Annotated in this window: 17 protein-coding genes; 11 read left to right on the top strand and 6 right to left on the bottom strand. The window is 38.9% G+C overall.

The genetic code is table 11. The features are described 5' to 3' along the window. Nucleotides 1-12: 12 nt before the first annotated feature. Together H4J62_RS04675 and H4J62_RS04670 are read left to right on the top strand one after the other, a co-directional pair. Nucleotides 13-900, top strand: a complete 888-nt coding sequence (locus H4J62_RS04675) for a glycosyl hydrolase family 17 protein (RefSeq protein WP_182214921.1) — start codon at nucleotides 13-15, stop codon at nucleotides 898-900. Beyond that, entirely contained in the window at nucleotides 893-1,885 is a 993-nt protein-coding gene (locus tag H4J62_RS04670; protein WP_220465903.1) for a glycosyl hydrolase family 17 protein, read from the top strand. The genes H4J62_RS04675 and H4J62_RS04670 overlap by 8 nt, the downstream gene beginning before the upstream one ends. 154 nt (nucleotides 1,886-2,039) lie before the next feature. Here H4J62_RS04670 and H4J62_RS04665 read toward each other — a convergent pair whose 3' ends face one another. Then, the gene (locus tag H4J62_RS04665; RefSeq protein ID WP_182214922.1) at nucleotides 2,040-3,950 is read right to left on the bottom strand and encodes a methyl-accepting chemotaxis protein; all 1,911 of its coding nucleotides are present in this window, start codon (nucleotides 3,948-3,950) and stop codon (nucleotides 2,040-2,042) included. Nucleotides 3,951-4,359: 409 nt separating this feature from the next. Between H4J62_RS04665 and H4J62_RS04660 the strand changes: the two genes are divergently transcribed. From H4J62_RS04660 to yeiP, 9 genes are all read left to right on the top strand, one after another. Further along, a complete protein-coding gene (locus H4J62_RS04660; protein WP_182214924.1) occupies nucleotides 4,360-5,526 on the top strand; it encodes a sensor histidine kinase in 1,167 nt (388 codons plus the stop codon). A 15-nt stretch (nucleotides 5,527-5,541) separates the two neighbouring features. Next, the gene (locus H4J62_RS04655; protein WP_182214926.1) at nucleotides 5,542-6,363 is read left to right on the top strand and encodes a LytTR family DNA-binding domain-containing protein; all 822 of its coding nucleotides are present in this window, start codon (nucleotides 5,542-5,544) and stop codon (nucleotides 6,361-6,363) included. A 200-nt stretch (nucleotides 6,364-6,563) separates the two neighbouring features. After that, entirely contained in the window at nucleotides 6,564-7,331 is a 768-nt protein-coding gene (locus H4J62_RS04650; RefSeq protein WP_182214928.1) for a sugar-binding protein, read from the top strand. A 156-nt stretch (nucleotides 7,332-7,487) separates the two neighbouring features. Further along, nucleotides 7,488-9,110: a glycoside hydrolase family 30 beta sandwich domain-containing protein gene (locus tag H4J62_RS04645; protein WP_259364599.1), complete on the top strand. Its 1,623-nt coding sequence runs from the start codon at nucleotides 7,488-7,490 to the stop codon at nucleotides 9,108-9,110. A gap of 48 nt (nucleotides 9,111-9,158) precedes the next feature. Continuing rightward, on the top strand, nucleotides 9,159-9,671 hold the full coding sequence (locus tag H4J62_RS04640; RefSeq protein WP_182214931.1) for a tyrosine-protein phosphatase: 513 nt from the start codon (nucleotides 9,159-9,161) through the stop codon (nucleotides 9,669-9,671). A 393-nt stretch (nucleotides 9,672-10,064) separates the two neighbouring features. Next, the gene (locus H4J62_RS04635; RefSeq protein WP_182214933.1) at nucleotides 10,065-11,336 is read left to right on the top strand and encodes a sugar MFS transporter; all 1,272 of its coding nucleotides are present in this window, start codon (nucleotides 10,065-10,067) and stop codon (nucleotides 11,334-11,336) included. A 14-nt stretch (nucleotides 11,337-11,350) separates the two neighbouring features. Next, the gene (locus H4J62_RS04630; RefSeq protein WP_182214935.1) at nucleotides 11,351-13,927 is read left to right on the top strand and encodes an exo 1,3/1,4-beta-D-glucan glucohydrolase; all 2,577 of its coding nucleotides are present in this window, start codon (nucleotides 11,351-11,353) and stop codon (nucleotides 13,925-13,927) included. 463 nt (nucleotides 13,928-14,390) lie between these two features. Further along, nucleotides 14,391-15,311: a M14 family metallocarboxypeptidase gene (locus H4J62_RS04625; protein WP_182214937.1), complete on the top strand. Its 921-nt coding sequence runs from the start codon at nucleotides 14,391-14,393 to the stop codon at nucleotides 15,309-15,311. A 95-nt stretch (nucleotides 15,312-15,406) separates the two neighbouring features. Next, a complete protein-coding gene (yeiP, locus tag H4J62_RS04620; RefSeq protein WP_182174511.1) occupies nucleotides 15,407-15,979 on the top strand; it encodes an elongation factor P-like protein YeiP in 573 nt (190 codons plus the stop codon). 76 nt (nucleotides 15,980-16,055) lie between these two features. Here the strand turns inward: yeiP and H4J62_RS04615 are convergent, their stop codons facing one another. Genes H4J62_RS04615 through H4J62_RS04595 form a run of 5 tightly spaced genes read right to left on the bottom strand, consistent with a single transcriptional unit; the run spans nucleotide 16,056 to nucleotide 21,367 of the window. Continuing rightward, nucleotides 16,056-16,838 carry an ATP-binding cassette domain-containing protein gene (locus H4J62_RS04615; protein WP_182214938.1) on the bottom strand — a complete coding sequence of 261 codons (783 nt, stop codon included), beginning with the start codon at nucleotides 16,836-16,838 and terminating at the stop codon, nucleotides 16,056-16,058. A 1-nt stretch (nucleotide 16,839) separates the two neighbouring features. Next, the gene (locus H4J62_RS04610; protein ID WP_182214940.1) at nucleotides 16,840-17,829 is read right to left on the bottom strand and encodes an oligopeptide/dipeptide ABC transporter ATP-binding protein; all 990 of its coding nucleotides are present in this window, start codon (nucleotides 17,827-17,829) and stop codon (nucleotides 16,840-16,842) included. After that, nucleotides 17,829-18,722, bottom strand: a complete 894-nt coding sequence (locus H4J62_RS04605; protein ID WP_182214941.1) for an ABC transporter permease subunit — start codon at nucleotides 18,720-18,722, stop codon at nucleotides 17,829-17,831. The genes H4J62_RS04610 and H4J62_RS04605 overlap by 1 nt, the downstream gene beginning before the upstream one ends. Continuing rightward, nucleotides 18,712-19,740, bottom strand: a complete 1,029-nt coding sequence (locus H4J62_RS04600) for an ABC transporter permease (protein WP_182214943.1) — start codon at nucleotides 19,738-19,740, stop codon at nucleotides 18,712-18,714. The genes H4J62_RS04605 and H4J62_RS04600 overlap by 11 nt, the downstream gene beginning before the upstream one ends. Before the next feature lies 1 nt (nucleotide 19,741). After that, nucleotides 19,742-21,367: an ABC transporter substrate-binding protein gene (locus H4J62_RS04595; protein ID WP_259364600.1), complete on the bottom strand. Its 1,626-nt coding sequence runs from the start codon at nucleotides 21,365-21,367 to the stop codon at nucleotides 19,742-19,744. Nucleotides 21,368-21,371: the final 4 nt, after the last annotated feature.

Here is a 21,371-nt window from a genome sequence, read left to right as displayed (position 1 = left end):
TCGGAGACGAGCATGTCGAGTAAATACAATAAGCATATGTCATTGGCTGGAATGAATCTTGGTCATTCTTCTAGAGAAGACTTACAAAGTGCTGTTAATGGGGTACTTGATAATAAAATTCATGGTATTTCCTTTAGCCCTTATACCGAAGGGCAAGGGCCTGGCACTAAGATAAGCGAGGCACAGATATCGGCACGTATGGCGATTATTTCTCCTAGTATTAACTGGATCCGTTCTTTTTCTTGTACTGATGGTAATGAAAATATCCCCAAGATAGCAAAGCAGCAAGGTTTAAAAACCTTAGTCGGTGCGTGGCTAGATGATGATTTAGAAAATAATGAGAAAGAAATCAACAACCTGATAGCGGTTGCACAACAAGGTTATGCCGATATTGTTGCCGTTGGCAATGAAGTCCTACTGCGTGAAGACTTAAGTGAAGGACAATTAATCGCTTACATTAATCGTGTAAAAGCAGCATTACCGGGTATCGAAGTAGGCTATGTTGACGCTTACTATGAATTTGAAGAACATCCCAAGGTTACCGACGCCTGCGACTTGATCTTAGCGAATTGTTATCCTTTTTGGGAAGGCTGTGCCCTTGAGTACTCCATTCTTTACATGAAAGACATGTATCGCCGTGCAATTAAAGCTGGCAAGGGTAAAAAAGTTATTATCACTGAAACTGGCTGGCCGAACGAAGGTCCAGCAGAGTGGGGTGCTGTGCCATCTTATGAAAACGCCATTAAGTACTTTTTAGGTACTTATCAGTGGGCAGAAGAAGAAAATATAGCGGTCTTCTATTTTTCATCATTTGATGAGGTTTGGAAAGTTAAAGATGAAGGCGGTGTTGGCGCGCATTGGGGTCTTTGGGATAAAAACGGGAAATTAAAGTATGTTTAAAAAACACAGTGATAAAATAGCAACAATCAGTTCGATGAAATTGCTTCATGAAAATGCTATTTGTTATTCTGGCTATCGTGACGGGCAAAATCCAAGAGAAGGTCTTTACCCAAGTTATAATGAAGTTAAAGAAGACTTACTTATTTTGAAAAAAAACTGGAGCTACCTTCGACTTTACGATTGTGGACCACACGCCGAACTTGTTCTTGATGTTATTAAAACTGAAAAACTGCATTTCAAAGTAATGCTAGGCGTCGATATGGCAGCAGAAATGAGTAACCCTAACTGTCCTTGGGGCGCTGATTTTAGTCAAGAAGTTATTAATGCTAATCGTCAGAAAAATTGTGATGAAATTCATAGTATGATCGCACTTACCAAAAAGTATGATGATATCGTATTTTCAGTTTCTGTCGGTAATGAAGCGAGTGTCGAATGGACAGACCATATGGTACCTGTCGATAGTTTAGTAAACTATGTAAAACAAATTAAAAAAGAAATTCATCAACCGGTAACTTTTTGTGAAAACTATGTCCCTTGGACATACAAACTTGAGCCCTTGGTTGCTGAACTAGATTTTATTTCCATTCATACTTACCCTGCCTGGGAATACAGAACGATGGAAGATGCACTCGAATATACCAAACAAAATTATTACAGTGTTGCCCATCATTATCCTGACAAACCGGTGATAATTACCGAAGCGGGTTGGACAACGGCATCAAATGGACGGGGCATAGAGCCTTGGAATGCTAACGAAGTACTACAGGCAGAATATTATCAGCAACTACTTGCTTGGACGACAGAAGAAAAAATACTGACCTTTGTCTTTGAAGCCTTTGATGAACCATGGAAAGGATCTCCTGATAAATTAGAACCTGAAAAACATTGGGGACTCTTTAAAGTCGACCGTACGCCTAAGTTAGTGATGAAAAATATTTATCCAAACGAGGTTATAAACATTAACAAAAACAATGCTGTTGCTTAGTTTTCGTTAAAGTTTAACTGTCAATAAAAGTAATAACCCAAGGATTTTGTCAGCAAATATTGCTCGGTCAAAGTCGTTGGGTTTTATTTTATTGGTCAAATTAAAGACTAAATGATTGAAAATCCCTTATTCACCCAAGCCATTAACCTTTCCCTTATATTTTAAAGCGTTTGACCAAGCTATCAAGATTCATTGCCATTGCAGTAAGTGATTCACTTGAAGAGGCTATACGGGTTGATATTTGCGCACTGTTTTCTGTGCTATCGCTTATCGTATGAACGTGAATATTAATTTCACCAACAACGGCTGCTTGCTCTTCTGTTGCTGTGGCCACCTGAGTATTTAGATCTGAAATGAGCTGAATATTAGCAACAATTTCCTCAAGTGCCTCTGTTGTCTGTTGAGCATCCGTTGCGCCAACTTCGGCGGTCACTTTGCTTTCCCTCACGCTATCAACGGCTCGCTGAGACTCTGATTGCAAAAGGTTGATCATTTTATTAATTTCATCAGTGGACTCACTGGTGCGCTTCGCTAAGTTACGAACTTCATCAGCGACCACCGCAAAACCACGACCTTGTTCGCCTGCACGAGCAGCCTCAATCGCGGCATTTAATGCCAGTAAATTTGTTTGCTCTGAAATTCCTCGTATAACATCAAGCACACTGCTAATAGCGTTGCTTTTATTCGCTAAAGATTCAATGGTAACAGACACAGAATCCATATTTTGTGCCATCTGGTAAATATTCTCAGTTGATTCTTTAACAACAACTTGTGCATTTTTAGCTTGGGTTATCGCTTCGCTGGTCGAGTCAGCCGCATGTGCGGCGTTTGCTGCAATTTCTGTAATGGTTGAACCCATTTCACTAATAGCCGTTGCAACTTGTGTGGCGATGTCACGCTGACCTTCAGCATCGAGTTTTGACTGCTCTGCATCTTGGGAAACATCTAACGATGCTTGGCGGACATCTTTTGATGTTTTAGCGACATCATTAACTACCGAGTGTATTTTACTGATAAAAGTATTAAAACCATGGGCCAAACGTGAGACTTCTTCGCTGCCGCTTTCACTTAGTCGGTAACTAAGGTCGCCTTCACCATCCCCCAAGGCTTTAAATAATCCAGCGAGGTCATTGATAGGTTGCGTTAAACTTTTTGCAAAAATGATACTGATCAAAATAAACACTACGACAATAATGGCAAACCAAATCAGCATATAATTTCGTGACTCGTTCAACGCTAAGTACAATTCAGCCTTTGGCACTTCTGCAACAACATACCAACCCAAACTTGAGATATAGCTTGTCGCCACGATTAAACTTTCTGTTTCTTGAAAAGAAAATTGTTCTTTTGATAACAGCGTTTGAAAATTTATATCTTTATATATATCAGTCAAGTTCGCCTTTTCACTTTTTGCTTTATCTTGATGAATTTTTACCAACCCCGAGTGATCAACAAGATACACTAAACCTGACTCTTCAATTTTAAAGCTGTTTAGGTAACTAACCATGTCATTAAATGATTTAGATAATCCAGAAACACCTCGTCCATTAAGTTGTTGATAGTTGATAAAAACATCTACATTACCATTCGGATAAGCGTAGGTACTTGCCGACTCTTCTTTATTACTATTGGTAAATGCAAAAAACCAACCATCAAGACTGTCATCTTTGAGAACACGAAGAAAGCCATCTTGGTTCCAATATTTAGCTGTTTTTCGATCGGCGAAGGAAGCATTACTTAAATTGTTATCTTTAGCGATGTTACTCAGCATGCTAATAACGTTAGCTTCATTGTCTTTGCTGGCACCAGACTCTATCCAATCAAGTAGAAAAGGGTTAGTGGCAATAGATTTTGTTAACACTTTCATTTCAGAAATTTCACCGTCGACTGCATTACGAACGCGCAGCAGGAGATTAGGTAAATCTGATTGTTGTAGTCTGGATATAAGCAGTTCTTTGGCTTTTGAGTGGCCAACAAAGCCAACAATACTGGTCGATATGATAACGGCCATTAACATAGCAATGACTAACTTAGATCGGATAGAAAGGGTGGTTAAAAATCTCATTAAATAGATCCTATTTGCAAGTTTTCCACAAACTTTTCGGTTACGGCGATTTGTCCATAAAATCCTTTTTATAAGGGTTTTAAAATAGATTCGCTCTCAATTTGCTTGAGCTTAACATATCCATGTAGTCGCACCATTTAAAACCACAACAATTTAACTTTCTTTCAAGATAGCTAATTATTTCAGCTGATTAAATATAAAATCACTTTATTTGAATAGCAAAAATATTTTTTGATGGCAATGAACTATCGATTAACTTACTGACTTAATGACTCAGTAAGTTAAGTTAAGTTAAGCTATTTTTACCTTAATGAGATGAAACGGTCTTTAGCAACGATAGTAAGGAAATTTTTATTCGACCATCAGTGGTGGAAGGGGTAGTATAATATCAGATGATTTCGGAGCAAATATGTCTGACAACCCACTATTACGTTTCAATAAATTTATTTCAAAAAAGCCAGAGTATCTATTTTGGGTTTTACAAATCTGCTTTTGGTCTTTCGTTTCATTAATTAGCCTGATATCACTGACACTTTGGTATGTCCAAATCGATGTCGAGCACCTTAATCACACTTTTTGGCAGTCTGTTGTGGGGATATTTTGTTCATTGCCACTGTATTGGATTTTCATGAGGTGTTGGCACTCACCTATTTTTACCCGCGTACTGATAACCATCGTTTCAGTGATTTGTATTTCCTTTATTTGGACACTTATCCGAGTCAAACTTTATATAGAACTGACCAGCTCTGCCGGTAATTGGGACGAGTTTGGCGGCTGGTATTTTAGTAGTATTTTTATTTTCTTTTGTTGGACCGGTTTTTTTCATGGTATTCGCTATTATCAATTGTTGCAATTTGAGCATAAAATGTTGCTTTCAAAGGCAGCGGAAGCTAAAGAAGAGCAATTAAAAAGAGTGAACGCGCAATCGGTAGCCCGAGATGCAAAAATAAAAATGTTACGTTACCAACTCAACCCTCATTTTCTTTGTAACACCCTCAATGCCATTAATTCTCTGATCGAATGCGAAGCTCCAGAGAAAGCTCAGCGGATGACCGTTCAATTAAGTAAGTTTTTACGTTATTCATTAGACAATAACCCTGATACTAAAATTGCGTTAGAATTTGAAATTATCGCACTTAACTTATATTTAGAAATAGAGAAAACCCGTTTTGGCGAGCGACTTAAATTAGATTTTAAAATTTCTGATAAAGCAAAGTTAGCTTTAATACCGAGTTTATTAATACAACCTATTATTGAAAACTCAATGAAACATGTTATCGCTCAAAATGAAGAGGGTGGCACTATTAGTCTATGGGCTGACGTTGTTGATAAAATGTTGGTGTTAGAGTTAAGTGATACCGGTTCTGGAACCGCGGTTGACGGTAGTAAAATGAAAGGAAAAAGGAGTCGAGGTGTCGGCTTGCGTAATATCGATGAAAGACTTAAAGTGTTATATACAGATGACTACGTATTTAACCTTAATATTATCCCATCAGGTGGTTTAAAAACTATCATTAAGCTGCCTTTTGAAACGCTTGATGAAATAACACCTGCTAGCCAGTACCAAACTCAATGACGGTGAGTTAAATTTATGAATAAGTTAAGAACAATTATTGTTGATGATGAGCCTTTAGCGCTTAATCTCTTGCGTGCAAAGTTAAATAAAATTCCTGAAATAGAAATTATTGCAGAATGTAAAAATGGCCGTGAAGCGATTGAAGCGACGATGGCCTTAGCACCTGATTTACTCTTTTTAGATATACAGATGCCAGGTGTTGATGGTTTTGGCGTTATTAAAAAATTACAATCTGATATTGTTCCTATGGTGGTTTTCACGACCGCATTTGAGCAATATGCTTTAGATGCGTTTGATGTGCATGCCGTTGACTATATTCTTAAACCTATTGATGACGAACGAATTCAGCGCGCCATTCAGCGTGCGTTGGTTCGTTGTGAAAGTGATGAAGACACTTTAAACAAATCTCGCATTATTAGTGCGATAGACTCAATCAATGAAATGGAAAACCCTGATAATGCTTCTTCGCAGAGTATCAGCCTTCCTAAGCTTAATACCGACAAAGTTGAGCGTAAAATCGTCATTAAAGACCGAGACGATATAACCTTGTTAAAACAAACCGATATTGAATGGGTTGACGCAGCAGGAGATTATGTTTGTGTTCATGCGCAAGGCGTTACTCATATTAAACGCTGCACCTTGAAAAATTTGCTAGAAGATTTAGACTCTGAAATGTTTAAACGTGTGCACCGTTCAACGATTGTTAATCTTAATTATATTCAAAAAGTGATCCCGCATACCAAAGGTGAGTTTTTTCTTAAATTAGGTGAATATGACCAAGTTAAAGTGAGCCGTAATTATCGAGAAGTGATCAAGAGTTTTTTAACTGACATGTAGTATATTGACGACGACTCGTGGTCAATATGCCATTTTTTATCTAAGTGATCTTGTTATTGCCTTATATTGACCAGCCTACCGCTTCTAAAATCCCCTTTATCGTAATACGGTTGTTAAAAATAGCCGCTCATTAGATGATTGATATAACTGTAGATGTTACTCACTTGGGTAAACAGTCATTGTTAATTAAGGGATATTAAATGTTAAGTATTAAACAGATAATTATTGCGTCCATTTTTTCTATGGCATTAATAGTGCCTTGCTATGCAGCCGATAGTCACGCGGCTAATCGACTTAATTATTATGCACCACATGCTGAAAAAGCACCAAGTGTTGATGGTATTGCCAATGAAAGTGTTTGGCAATTGGCACAGTGGCAAAATTTAGATCAACGTTGGTTAGGTCCAGAATTTTCAAAAGAAGACTTTCAAGGCCGATACAAAGTGGTTTGGACGCAAGCTAAATTATATATTATGGCTGAAATTATTGATGACATTCTCATTGATACCCATCGCGACCCCTTGAGCCAATATTGGGATGACGATTGCTTAGAGATTTTTATTGATGAAGATTTCTCTGGCGGTGATCACCAATATAACCATAATGCACTTGCCTACCATATGTCTCTTGATAACCAAGCCATAGATATAGGCACCAACAAAAAGCCGCAGAACTATTCACATCATGTTCAAAGCAACTGGAAACAACAAGGCAATACGGTTATTTGGGAACTAAGCATCGATATTTATAACGATGAATATCAAGATACCACAACAGACTCAAGCAGTATTAACAAACCAGTCGCCTTGTTTGCTGGCAAAGTGATGGGACTCATGGTGGCTTATTGTGATAACGACGGCAGTGAACTACGTGAAAATTTTATTGGCTCTGAGTCTGCAGAGGGTGGAGCGCCCGATCGTGGTTGGATAGATGCGGGTATGTTCGGTAAGCTTATCTTGGCTAAATAATCGCTTAGATAAGCGTTAAGTTTTTCTTTTCCCTCTCCTAGACATGAGCATTATAAAATGAACAATATTGAAAAAAAATTCATCCATAAGTTATTTGTTATAACAATCACTTCTCTCACCATAATGAGTTGTGCACCGGTAAATCAGGCAACTCAAATGAATAAAGACACCACCGATATTAATTACCAGCTTTTAATGACCCAAGAAATATTACTGACTAGCGAAGCCGGTGATAAAATAGCGCCACAGCAGAATTTAACCTTTCAACAAGGTACAGCTACGGGCAAGGTTATTGTTGTAAGACCAGATATTAAAAAACAAAAGATTGTTGGTATTGGTACATCGTTCACTGAATCTTCCGCTTTTGTGCTTGCACACTTAACTAAAGATAAGCGAGCAGAGGTGATGGAAAATATTTATGGCGAAAAGGGCGCTAATTTTTCAATAGCACGCACGCATATTGGCGCAACAGACTTTGCCGTGGACGGTCGCTATTCATATGCAGAACGTAAAGATGACGCTAACTTAACATCATTCAGTATCGCGGTAGATAGCGATGGTTTTAGCGCTCAAGATTACCCTGGTATTAAAGATGAGCAATTTGATTTGTTGCCAATGATAAAAGAAGCTTACGCGATAAAAAATCAGCAAGTAGATAAAGATTTAAAAATTGTCGCTTCCGCATGGACTGCGCCACCTTGGATGAAAACAATTGAAGACTATTATGTTAAGCCAACACCTGAAAATAATCACCAAGGGACGGGCGGCGAATTAAAACCACAGTACGTCGCTACTTATGCAGACTATCTTATTAAGTACCTCGATGCATATCAGCAAGAAGGTATTGAACTCTGGGCACTAACGCCAGTAAATGAACCGCATGGCAACAGTGGTCAATGGGAAAGTATGCATTTTAAGCCTAAAAGCCAAAATACTTTTATTAAGGACCATTTAGGACCAAAATTAAAAGCGAGTGCGCACAAAGCGGTTAAATTACTTATTTATGACCAAAATCGTGATGAAATGGAGCATTGGACTGATGAAATACTCGGGGATAAAGAAACGTCTGAGTATGTTTATGGTACAGCCGTTCATTGGTACGAAAGCAGTAATCAAGTTAATGAAGATGTGTTTGACCGGGTTCATGAAAAATTTCCAGAGTTTTCAATTATACATACCGAAGGCACGATTGATGATCTAGGTAAAGATGCACCAGCAGGTATCTTAGATCCTGTCCGCTTTAAAGAAAGTAACTGGTTCAATAATGATGATTTTTGGTGGAACGAAAATGCGACCGACTGGGCGTACACTGCAACTTGGGCACCTAAACCTGAGGATCATCCGATTTACACCCCCGTTCATCGTTATGCACGTAATATTATTGTTAGTTTAGATCATTGGTTAGAGGGCTGGATAGATTGGAATATCGTACTCGATAAGCATGGTGGGCCTAATCACGTAGGTAACTTTTGTGGTGCACCTATCATGATTGATACTGACACAGGTGAGGTTTATTACACCCCGATTTATTATGTATTAGCACAATTTAGTAAAACCATTCGACCAGGTGATACGGCATTACAGGTTAATCAGCAGTTAGAAGGCTTAGACAAAGATGCTTTACACGCCAGCGCTGCGATTAATGACAATGGTTTGGTCAGTGTACAGTTACTTAATACCACTAAAGCACCAATAAATTATTCATTACAAATTGGTAGTCAATATGCGCAAGTAACTATTGCCGCTAATGCCGTGCAAACAGTACGTGTTAAGCTTTAGTTTTTAATCGTTTTAACAAGCCATATAATTAATAAGAGTAAAGATTAAGTGAATAAACATCCCTTTGAAGTTATAGCGCTGGATAACGGTGCTAAGCTGATATTTACCCCTTGTCCTGGCACTAAATTAGTTAGCCTTGAACAATCACTTAAGCAGTTGAAGCAAGAGGGTGTTTCAATGCTGATCACATTAATGTTTGATGAAGAAATGGCAAGTAACAAGGTACTTTCTTTACCTGAACTCTGTCGCCAGTATCAGCTTAGTTGGCTACAATTGCCAATTATTGATGATGAAGCGCCGAGTACTGCTTTTGAAGCGCAATGGGCAATAAATAAAACGACCATAGTCGATGAATTGAAGAATAAAGGTACGGTCGCTATTCATTGTAAAGGAGGCACAGGCCGAACGGGAACTGTTATTGCTCTATTACTATTAGCACTAGGTTGGCCAGTCGATAAAATTGTTACAGAAGTACAAAAAGTGAAACCTAAAGCTTTGAAAATTAAAAAACAACGAGATTATTTGAATCGTCAGTTAACAAAAGCCGAGACACTATTTTGATAACAATATAAAGCCACTTTGCAGCCAGAAGAGTACTGATTTCATGTTAACTTAGCTCAGAGGTAATTAGTTAAACCCTTTAGCGATTTAATTTTGTCTGCTATCGTGTTAATTCAACTTACGGTGTTATTTAAATTCGCTTTTAACGCATTGATTACCCACTACACCTCATTTAAATTGCAACTATTTGTTGTATCACTCAAGATAAATTAATGACAGTAAGCCGTGGTCTCGCGGTTTTACTGACAAATTATAATAAAAATAGATAAATAATAAAGCCTGATATAGGTTTGTTATTAACAACACCAATTTTAAGCGATATAAAGAATAAACTTGCTACCTGACGTAGCTAAATTCTTTGTGTTTATTTTTAAGCAATAGGACCTCACCACAATGGCTGGAACATCTTTTACTTTAGATCAAAGCAAAACCTCACAAGCGAATTCATCTAATGGATTTGGTGGAGATAACTCTACTCGCTTTGCGTTAATTTCACTGACATCATTGTTTTTTATGTGGGGATTTATTACCTGCTTAAATGACATTTTGATCCCCCATTTAAAGGCCATTTTTTCGTTAAGTTATGCACAGTCTATGCTAGTGCAATTTTGCTTTTTTGGTGCTTACTTTTTGGTTTCTCTGCCTGCAGGATGGTTTGTCGAAAAAATGGGCTATCAAAAAGGCATTGTGGTCGGTTTAGTGATTGCGGCTTTGGGTTGTTTAATGTTTTATCCCGCCGCTTCTTTACATAGTTATCCTGTTTTTTTGGCGGCTTTATTCGTTTTAGCTAGTGGTATTACCGTTTTGCAAGTTTCTGCAAATCCTTATGTGACCTTACTGGGTAAAAAAGAAACCGCTTCGTCACGATTAACCATGACCCAAGCGTTTAATTCTTTAGGCACAACTATCGCACCTTATTTTGGCGCTTTATTAATTTTAAACGAAGTCACTGATTCAATGTCAGCGAACAGTGCTGAATCGGTACAACTGCCTTATTTAGGACTGATGGCGGCCTTGTTAGTGCTTGCTGCTATTTTTGCTTTCTTAAAACTTCCACATATTGAAAGTGCTGAGGTGGTTGACGGAGAAAAAATTGAAGGGTCGGCATGGCAGTATCGCCATCTAGTTTTAGGTGCTATCGGTATTTTTGTTTATGTTGGCGCAGAAGTGTCAATTGGCAGCTTTTTGGTGAGCTTTTTAGGCGAAACTGATATCGCCGGTTTAGAAGAAACTCAAGCGGCAAAGTACCTTACTTATTATTGGGGCGGAGCTATGGTTGGGCGCTTTATTGGCGCTGCAGTCATGCAAAAAATTGATGCGGGTAAAACCTTAGCCTTTAATGCGCTTTGTTCAGTGGTTTTAATTGCCACCACTATTTTAAGCTCTGGCAGCATAGCGATGTGGGCAATTTTATTAGTAGGGTTATTTAACTCTATTATGTTTCCAACTATTTTTAGTTTGGCGTTAAGTGGCCTTAAAAAGCACACCAGCCAGGGAGCGGGCATCCTTTGCTTAGCGATCGTTGGTGGCGCCATCGTCCCTGTATTACAGGGCCTGTTAGCGGATAGTGTTAGTGTGCAGTTTGCTTTTATCTTACCTTTGTTTTGTTACGTCTATATCGTCTTTTACGGTTTGAAGGGTAGCAAGGTAGTCACAGAAAAATAATGAATATGAACGCAATGAAATACTTAAAATTTAACAAAAAAAATTGGTTTCTTATCACGCTTTCGTTATTAATTCTTGGTTGCAGCCCTGCTGAAAATTCGACGTTAACGGGGCAAGAGACACAAGCTATTGATAGCAATAAAGCCGATAAGATTTGGCCTCAACTTGAAAGTGACGTTAAAAAAGATGCGCAAGTCGAGCAAAGAGTAGCTGACTTACTCGCTAATATGACCTTGCAACAAAAAGTGGCGCAAATGATCCAACCAGAAATTCGTGATATTACCCTCGAGGATATGCGAACCTATGGTTTTGGCTCATATTTAAATGGTGGTGGGGGTTTCCCCAATAATAATAAGCATTCTACCCCTGCAGATTGGGTTTTATTGGCTGAAAAAATGTATCAAGCATCTGTTGATGATTCACTCGACGGTTCAACAATTCCAACGATGTGGGGCACTGATGCGGTGCACGGTCATAATAATGTTATCGGGGCGACACTTTTCCCTCATAACATTGGCTTGGGTGCAGCAAATAATCCGACACTTATTGAGAAAATAGCAGAAATAACCGCGACCGAAGTCATGGTTACCGGTATTGATTGGGTGTTTGCTCCAACTGTTGCCGTGGTTAGAGATGATCGTTGGGGAAGAACCTATGAAGGCTACTCAGAAGATCCTGAAATTGTTCGCTTATACGCAGCGTCAGTCGTCAAAGGTTTACAAGGTCATGCCAATAAAGATTTTTTAGGTGATAAACGCGTGATCAGTACCATTAAACATTTTATCGGTGACGGCGGTACGCAAGGTGGCGATGATCAAGGCGAAAACATAGCGAGCGAGCAAGAGCTCTTTACTGTGCATGCCCAAGGCTATGTTGGCGGTTTAACTGCGGGTGCTCAGTCGGTAATGGCTTCATTTAATAGTTGGCATGGAGATAAAGTCCATGGTCATAAATATTTGCTAACCGATGTCTTGAAAAATAGAATGGGTTTTGACGGCTTTGTTGTCGGTGATTGGAATGGTCACGGGCAAGTTAAAGGCTGTATCAAAGAAAATTGCGCTCAAGCGGTTAATGCTGGCTTAGATATTTTTATGGTGCCAACAGAAGCATGGCGACCACTTTATGACAATATAATTGCACAAGTAAAGCAAGGCGATATTCTGCAGTCACGTATTGATGATGCCGTAACGCGTATTTTACGGGTAAAGGTCCGCGCCGGGCTTTTTGAAAAGCCCAGTCCTGCCAAGCGTGTTTTATCAGGGAACATCGCTTTAATTGGCGGGGAGTCGCACCGCGAAGTTGCTCGTCAGGCGGTTCGCGAATCCTTAGTGTTGTTAAAAAACAACGGACAGCTCTTACCTTTATCACCTAAGCAACATATCTTAGTAGCGGGCGATGCCGCTGATAATATCGGTAAACAGTCTGGGGGCTGGAGTATTACTTGGCAAGGAACTGGTAATAAAAATTCAGACTTTATCGGTGGCTCTTCTATTTATTCTGGGATAGAACAACAAGTCAGTGCCGCAGGTGGTCAAGTAACCTTGAGTGTTGATGGCAGTTACACAAACAAACCCGATGTAGCGATTGTCGTTTTTGGTGAAGAACCTTATGCTGAAGGGCATGGTGATATTGATAACCTTGAATATCAGCGCGGTCATAAAAAAGATTTAGCGTTACTTACATCACTTAAAGCAAAAGGAGTACCTGTTGTTGCTGTTTTTATTAGTGGTCGACCTATGTGGGTCAATGCTGAACTCAATGCTAGCGATGCATTTGTCGCTGCGTGGCTACCGGGCTCTGAGGGTAAGGCAATCGCAGATGTTTTATTGAAAAGCCCAGCTGATAATATCCAACACGACTTTACCGGTAAATTGTCTTTCTCTTGGCCTAAATTACCAACACAAATTGTCAATCGTTTTGACGAAGACTACCAACCATTATTTTCATATGGCTATGGTTTAACCTACCAAGACGACACTTTATTAGCTGACTTGTCTGAGCAATCTAATGTGGCGCTTAATACGCATTTAATTACCGATATTTTCTTAGGTAAGGCGATAGCGCCTTGGAAAATGTTATTGTTTTCTCAACAACAAAACATTGAAATAGAGTCGAGTAGTGAATCACTTAAAGGAATTTCTTATCGAACGGTTGATAAAGAGATACAAGAAGATTCATTTCGACTTAAGACCACTGGCGCAGCGAGTGCGGGAGTTAAATTTATTAACAGCAACGGTTTTAGAGAAGATCTTACTAGTGAACTCGAAAAAAATGCTGACTTAACATTTTCAGTTAAAAGAGACAGTGATATTAATGCGCCTGTTTATATCACCATGAATTGTGAAACGCTTGGCGATACCGCAAATTGTCAGGCAAGTTATAATATTCAAGCACAATTAGCGGCATCTAAGCAGGGTGAGTGGCAAGATATTGCTATTAGCTTACATTGCTTTGCTGAAAAAGGTCTGCAGCTGAGTAAAGTTGCTGTGCCTTTTGAATTGCGTACCTCGGGCGCGATTAATTTATCTGTTAACCATATTCGATTCGTGCCAAATAAAGCGACTAGCGCGCCATTGAACTGCCCGCAGTAGTCTATTTAACTTAAATGATAAGGATAAGGATAAGTCTGATTGTTGAGCTTTATCCTTTTTTCTGGTCGAATTAGCGTATTTATTGATAATGACCATATTCGATTAATGCCAAATAAAGCGACTAGCGTGCCATTGAACTGCCCGCAGTAGTCTATTTAACTTAAAGGATAAGGATAGGATAAGGCTGATTGTTGAGCTTTATCCTTTTTTTTGGTCGAATCAGCGTATTTATTGATAATGACCATATTCGATTAGTGTCAAATAAAGCGACTAGCGCGCCATTGAACTGCCCGCAGTAGTCTATTTAACTTAAAGGATAAGGATAAGGATAAGGATAAGGCTGATTGTTGAGCTTTATCCTTTTTTCTGGTCGAATCAGCGTATTTATTGATAATGACCTTACGGTTGTCGCTATGTGCGTGTAAACTTGCTGATAATATTTACAATATCAAAAGAAAATCAAATGAATCAAGAAGAAAACTATCCGATTGGAACGCCAGGCAAAAAATGGACTGAAAAAGAAAATGTTCAGTGGTTTAAAGCACAAACGGTAACCCGTTCATATCAAGATGAAGTCGTTGAAAAGATAAACGCGTTAAAAGAAGATTTTGATGTTCTTCAATATGGCGCATTATCGCTTGATGAAAGTCGTTATCCTTTGTATGTGATTAAGACAAAAAACTGGCAAGACAATAAAAAAACAGTTTTAGTGACCGGTGGTGTTCATGGCTATGAAACCAGTGGAGTGCAGGGGGCATTACGTTTTGCCCAAACACAAGCCAGCAAATATGCGGAACACTTTAATATTGTCGTTGCGCCTTGTATCAGCCCTTGGGGTTATGAAACAGTTAACCGTTGGAATTGCAAAGCGATAGATCCCAATCGTTCTTTCTATCAAAACAGCCCAGCCCAAGAGTCAGCAGCGATAATGAAGTATGTTGCCGAGCTCAACAGTGATATTTTTGTACATATAGATTTACACGAAACGACTGACACCGATAATTCAACATTTCGACCAGCACTTTGTGCTCGAGATGCGATAGAAGAAAAAGAATGGCAAATCCCTGATGGCTTTTATTTAGTCGCCGATAGCGTGAAGCCAGTCGCTGACTTTCAAAAAGCGATTATTGATGCTGTTGAAGAAGTTACCCATATAGCGCCTGCTGACGAAAGCGGTAAATTGATCGGTGTACCCCTTGAACAGCCGGGCGTTATTAATTATGCTGCGCGCGAGTTAGGATTATGTATGGGCTTAACCAATGCTAAATTCTTAACCACCACCGAAGTTTACCCCGACAGCCCAAAAGTTGATGATGAAAACTGCATTCTAGCGCAAGTGGCTGCTATAACGGGTGGTTTAGATTATATTTTAAAAAGTGAATAACCTGATAAAACCGAAAAATTTGCACACTAAAACATTTTCATAATGTTAAGTTCGTGCTATTTTTCTCTGACATTTAATTTTAGGAATTATTATCCATGCCAAAGGCCAGTGATATAAAGAAAAATGCTGCGGTAGAGCATAACGGAAAAGTATTTATTGTAAGAGATATAGAGCGTTCAGTTCCTCAAGGTCGTGCCGGTGGTAGTTTATACCGTATGCGTATGTACGATGTTGTCACTGGCGGTAAGATTGATGAGACGTTTAAAGACTCAGATATGCTGAACTTCGCTGACCTAAGCCGACGTCCCGCGATGTTTTCATACATCGATGGTGATGAATATGTCTTTATGGACAATGAAGATTACACGCCATACAACCTTAACAAAGAAAGTATTGCTGACGAAGCTCTATTTATTTGTGAAGATACCTTAGGTTTATCAATTATTATTGTTGATGGTGCTGCGGTTGGTATTGATTTACCCCCGAGTGTTGAACTGGTTATTACTGAAACAGACCCATCAATTAAAGGTGGTTCGGCAACAGCTCGCACTAAGCCGGCAATTTTATCTACGGGCTTAACCGTACAGGTGCCTGAACATATTTCAATCGGTGATAAAATCAAAGTGAACACTGAAGAACGTAAATTTATGGGACGCGCTGAGAAATAAAGTCTCGTTTACTTTATCTCCACTTTTATAAAGCCAGCATTTGCTGGCTTTATTGATCTAACCATTAGGTTAGTTGTTAGCGGTGTAACAGTTGGAATCTTTGGTTGAGAATAAGTTTCTTGGTATATTGATGTTTTGGTCGACTGAGAATTTTTGCTGTGTCGCCCATCTCTACCACTTGTCCTTTGCTTAAAACCATTATCTTATCGCTAAAATGCCTAACAATACCTAAGTTATGAGAAATTAAAATATAAGCGAGTCCCATCTGTTCTTGTAAATCGAGCAACAGGTTAATCATTTGCGAGCGCAGCGAAGGGTCGAGAGAAGCTAAGGCCTCATCTAATATAATCACCTGTGGTTGTAATATTATCGCGCGAGCTAATGATATGCGCTGTTTTTGACCACCAGAGAACATATGTGGATAAAAATTCATATGTTCAGCGAGCAAACCTACTTTTTGTAATGTTTCTCGTATTAGACAATGGCGGTCTTCTTCATTTAATTTGGTATTGATCAACAAAGGTTCATTCAGTAGTTGCCCAATGGTTAAGCTTGGGTTCAATGTTGTCCCAGAGTCTTGAAATATCATCCGTACATGCTGGCATCTTTGCTTAAAGTCTCCAGGTTGTAATGTTTGGCCATTAAGTTTTATGCTGCCCGTTGAAGGCAGTTCCGCACCAACCAATAATTTTGCTAAGGTTGATTTACCCGATCCGGTTTCTCCAACAATAGCTAAGGTATGGTGAGCTTGTACCTCAAATGAAATCGGTTCGAGTGCGGTAAAATATTTTTGATTAAACCATTTTCTGCCTATTCTAAACGACTTACTTAAGTTATTAACCTGTAATAATATTGGCATATTAATAACTTCCCTTTAGCGAGAAGTGGCAACTAAATTGATGACCATGATAGTTTGTTACCTTAGGTGCTACAACACAGGCCTGTTGCGCTCTAGGGCATCTTGGGCCTAATCGGCAACCTATAGGTAAATGTTGTAAAATAGGAATACTGCCAGGTAGCGCCATTAACCGTGATTTTGCTGGCAAGCCACTATTTGACTTTGGACTACTATCAACGAGTGCTCGAGTGTAGGGATGAAACGGTTGTTCAAATATGTGCTTGGTGGTACCCGCTTCAACAAATTGTCCGCTGTACATCACCGTAATGGTATTTGTCCAATGTGTGACATTCTCAAGGTCATGACTTATCAATAATATCGACATGTTTTTTAATTGGTTTAAACTCGCCAATAGGCGAAAAATTTGCCCTTGATTGGTACTCTCCATTGCCGCGGTGGGTTCATCTGCAATGAGGAGAATAGGGCGTTTAGCGAGTGCCATGGCGATCATTACTCGCTGACATAACGCTTCATTAAGCTGATGAGGATATTTTTTTAAACAAATTTTATGCTGCTTAATACCGACTTTATGTAAGAGACTAATCGCGGTTTCTTTACGTTGTTGATTTTTTTGCCAAAAATAACCGGTTAATTGTTCGCCATCAACCGCCTCGGTAAGTTGCATCCCTATGGTCATCGTTGGGTCTAAGCACGCCATCGGCTCTTGAAATATCATCGCGACATCTTTTGAAATAATGGCTTTGCGTTCATCAACAGATAAGCGCATTAAATCTTTTCCTCGCCAGTGAAACCTATCAGCGTCAACATGCCATTTTTCATCAAGTACGCCGATAATAGCCTGAGCCAATAAAGATTTTCCTGAACCAGACTCTCCAACTAAACCACGAACTTCACCCTCTTTCATGGTTAAACTGACGCGATCAACCGCTAAAATAGGGTTGGTCGCTGATTTCAGCACAATAGACAAATTTCTGATATCGAGAAGGTTCATTAAGCTTCCTTACTGATTTTAAGGGCGTGTCTCATGCCTTCACCAACTAAATTAGTTGCCACCACGGCAAAAAGAATCGCCAAACCAGGTAGATAAACCGTCCACGGGGCAATATAGAATAAATCGATACCGTTTTTTAGCATCGCCCCCCATTCTGCCATGGGAATTTGTGCGCCTAATCCAAGAAAGCCTAATGCAGCAATATCGAGTATCGCAGCAGATTGGGCTAACGTTGCTTGGCTAATTAATTTCTCTAAAACATTAGGAAAAACAGAGTGATATAAAATTCTAAATGAACTTGCTCCGTCTAATCGTGAAGCCAGAACATAGTCTTTTCTGAACTCTTGAGTAACGACATTACGGGTTATATGAACAAATTGTGGGATAAGCACAATAATAATCGCCCATAAGGTATTGCTCAACCCTGGCCCCAAGATAGCGACAATAACAATTGCTAGCAATAAAGAAGGAATAGATAAAATTACATCAAGAAAATGGTTAAGAAAACTTGATTTTATTCCTGATGTTAAAGCAGATACCGAGCCAATAACACCACCAATACCTAAAGAAATAAGCACTACAACAAAACTTAAGCCAAAAGTCAGTGATGTGCCGTGCATTAAGCGAGACAACATGTCACGACCCAAATTATCGGTGCCTAATAAAAAACTGACATTACCATCTTCGTGCCATGCTGGTGGCAGTAATAAAAAATCTAAGTGATTTTCAACGGGAGTATAAGGTGTAATAAAAGGTGCAAATAAAGCGAGAATTGTTAAGAAAATAAAACAGCTAAAACCTATCATCACTACGGGTTTTACTTTGAAATTATGCCAAAGTTGCAGTAATGGTGAAGGAAACTCTTCCTCTAAGTATATTTTATCACGCGCCATTTCGACTCTCTCTTGCTAAAGGATTAAGTGCTGCATAGATAAAATCGATGACAATATGCACAATAAAAATAAAACTAGAAAGCGCTAAAAGCCCACCTTGAATTGAAGTATGGTCACGCTGAAATATACTTTCTATTAACCATCGGCCGATGCCTGGCCAGCTAAAGATAACTTCAGTCACCATGGCAATAGTTACTAAGTTAGCAAACTGTAAACCAACATCTCGAATAACGTGCACCATAGCATTTCGTATCGCGTGATGATAAATAATTTGCTTAAAGCTTAGCCCTTTTGCTTTAGCCGCACGTATGTATTGGCTGTCGAGCACATCCATCATTGCCGTGCGAGCTAAGCGTACAAAGATGGTCGCTGGAGCTAGGGCGATAACACACGCAGGTAGAAATATATGTGCGCTGGCATCTTGAAAGGCTTGCCACTTATAAGGACTGTCACTTAATAAAATATCTATAAACTGTATGCCAGTAACATGTTCTATTTCAAACACTAAGCTGAGCTGTCCTGCTGATGGCAACCAACCTAATTGGATAGAAAAAATAAGAATGGCTAATAGGCCTAACCAAAAAACAGGAATTGAATAACCCAGCATAGAAATAGTTAAAATAATATTATCGGTAGCTTTACGGTGTTTAATGGCGGCAATAAAGCCAATAGGAATACCAAAGACCATAGCAATGAAAAGTGCCACTAAAGACAGTTCAATTGTCGCGGGTAAAAAGCGCATGATCTCGTTACTTATAGACAATTGGCTGGCCATTGAAATACCTAAGTCTCCCTGGAAAAGATGACTTATATACGAAAAGTATTGCTGAGCAATATTATTATTTGTTTGATACTGCTCAGCTAAAACTATCAATTGCTTAGGTGTCGCATTGATTTGCCCAGAAATATTGATTAATTGTTCACCAGGAAATAAAAAGCTCAAACTAAAAGACAGTAATGTCAGTAGAAACATGGTGAAAATGAATAAGTTTAGACGGCGTAGGGTAAATATCAGCATATTAGTTTTTACTCACCCTGCTAAAGTCGATGCCACCAAAGGGAGATAATAGTTCACCCTTAACAATGTTTTTCCTTGCTTGAAATCGTTTAGAGTGAGCAATGGGAATTAACGGCACTTCAGTTGAAATAATCGCTAACGCTTGACTATAAAACTTTTTACGTTGGGCCACATTTGTTGTTTCTAATGCTCGCTGTATTAAGTTATCAAACTTTTTATGACACCAAAATGTTCTGTTGTTACCACTTCTAGCTGATGAACAGCTCAACAGTGGTGTAAAAAAGTTGTCTGGGTCTGGGTGATCCGCCGACCAGCCTAATAAAACACTCTGATGCTCACCTTTTGACAGCTGTTCAAGAAAAGAGCCCATATCGAGAGAGTTTTCAATTAACACATTAATACCTATTTTCTTTAAATCGGCTTGAATTAACTTTGCCATAGTAACCGCGTCTGGATTATATGCCCGTTGTACCGGTAACGCCCAGAGATTCATAGTAAAACCGTTAGGAAAGCCAGCCTCAGTTAGTAATCTTTTAGCTTCAGCTAAGTCAAATGTTTGCGGTAAAGTATTCTTATCATAAGCCCAAGAGGTTGTTGGTAATAAACTATGTGCTATATCGGCTCTAGATTGATAGACAGTATCAATAATGGCTTGCTTGTTAACGGCTAATGCAACGGCTTGACGTACTTTTACATTATTAAAAGGTGGCTTTAAGGTATTAAAACCAAGATAACCGACATTAAAAGAAGTCACCGCTTGTAGCTCTAATTCAGGTTTACTTTTTATTTTGTTATGAGCAATGGGGAAAGCAATTACATCACATTCACCCGCTAATAATTTTGTTAATCGCCCTGTATTACTGGGCGTTATATCAAAAATAAGTTGCTCTAAAGTACTTGGTTGATCCCAGTACGTTTTATGGGGGGCATAGCGAATATAGGCGCCGGGACGATAATCTTTTAGTTTAAAGGGACCCGTACCAATGGGCAGCGTGTCTATTTCTCGCTTAATATTTTTTAACACTAAGGTGTCAGCATATTCCTTTGATAATATGACGGCAAAGTCACTGGCAATGTTAGCCAAAATTGAACTGTCTGCGTATTTGAACTTAAAACGTATAGTGTACTCATTGATTTTTTCAATACTTTCAACGACATTTGAAAAACTTACACTTTGAAAAAAAGGGTACTTTCCACCTGAAACTTGATGAAAAGGGTGCTTAGGTAATAAAATACGGTTAAAACTGAACAGTACATCATCGGCATTAAAAAAACGTGTTGGGGTAAAATAATCGGTTTGATGAAAGGCAACATTTTTGCGTAAATAAAAAGTAACCATTTTACCGTCACGCGTCACATGCCATGACTTTGCTAACGACGGAGCAATAGTGTTTTCTTCGCCTCTAAATGAAATTAATCGGTTATAGAGTTGATTAGACGTAGCATCAATGGTGGTACCAGAGGTAACCGTTTGCGGATTAAAGCTTTCAGGAGAGCCTTCAGAGCAATAGACAATACTATGGTCAGTTAATGAGGGATCATTATCAATATCACATGCCGTTATCCAACATAAAAATGGCAAGGTCATTATCTTCAATAAATGTTTTTTAACAGCGAATATCGACATATAA

This window comes from Colwellia sp. BRX8-5, assembly GCF_014077325.1.
Lineage (GTDB): Bacteria > Pseudomonadota > Gammaproteobacteria > Enterobacterales > Alteromonadaceae > Colwellia_A.
Note: the sequence above shows the minus strand (reverse complement) of the source record. Positions and strands in the feature narration are given on the sequence as shown.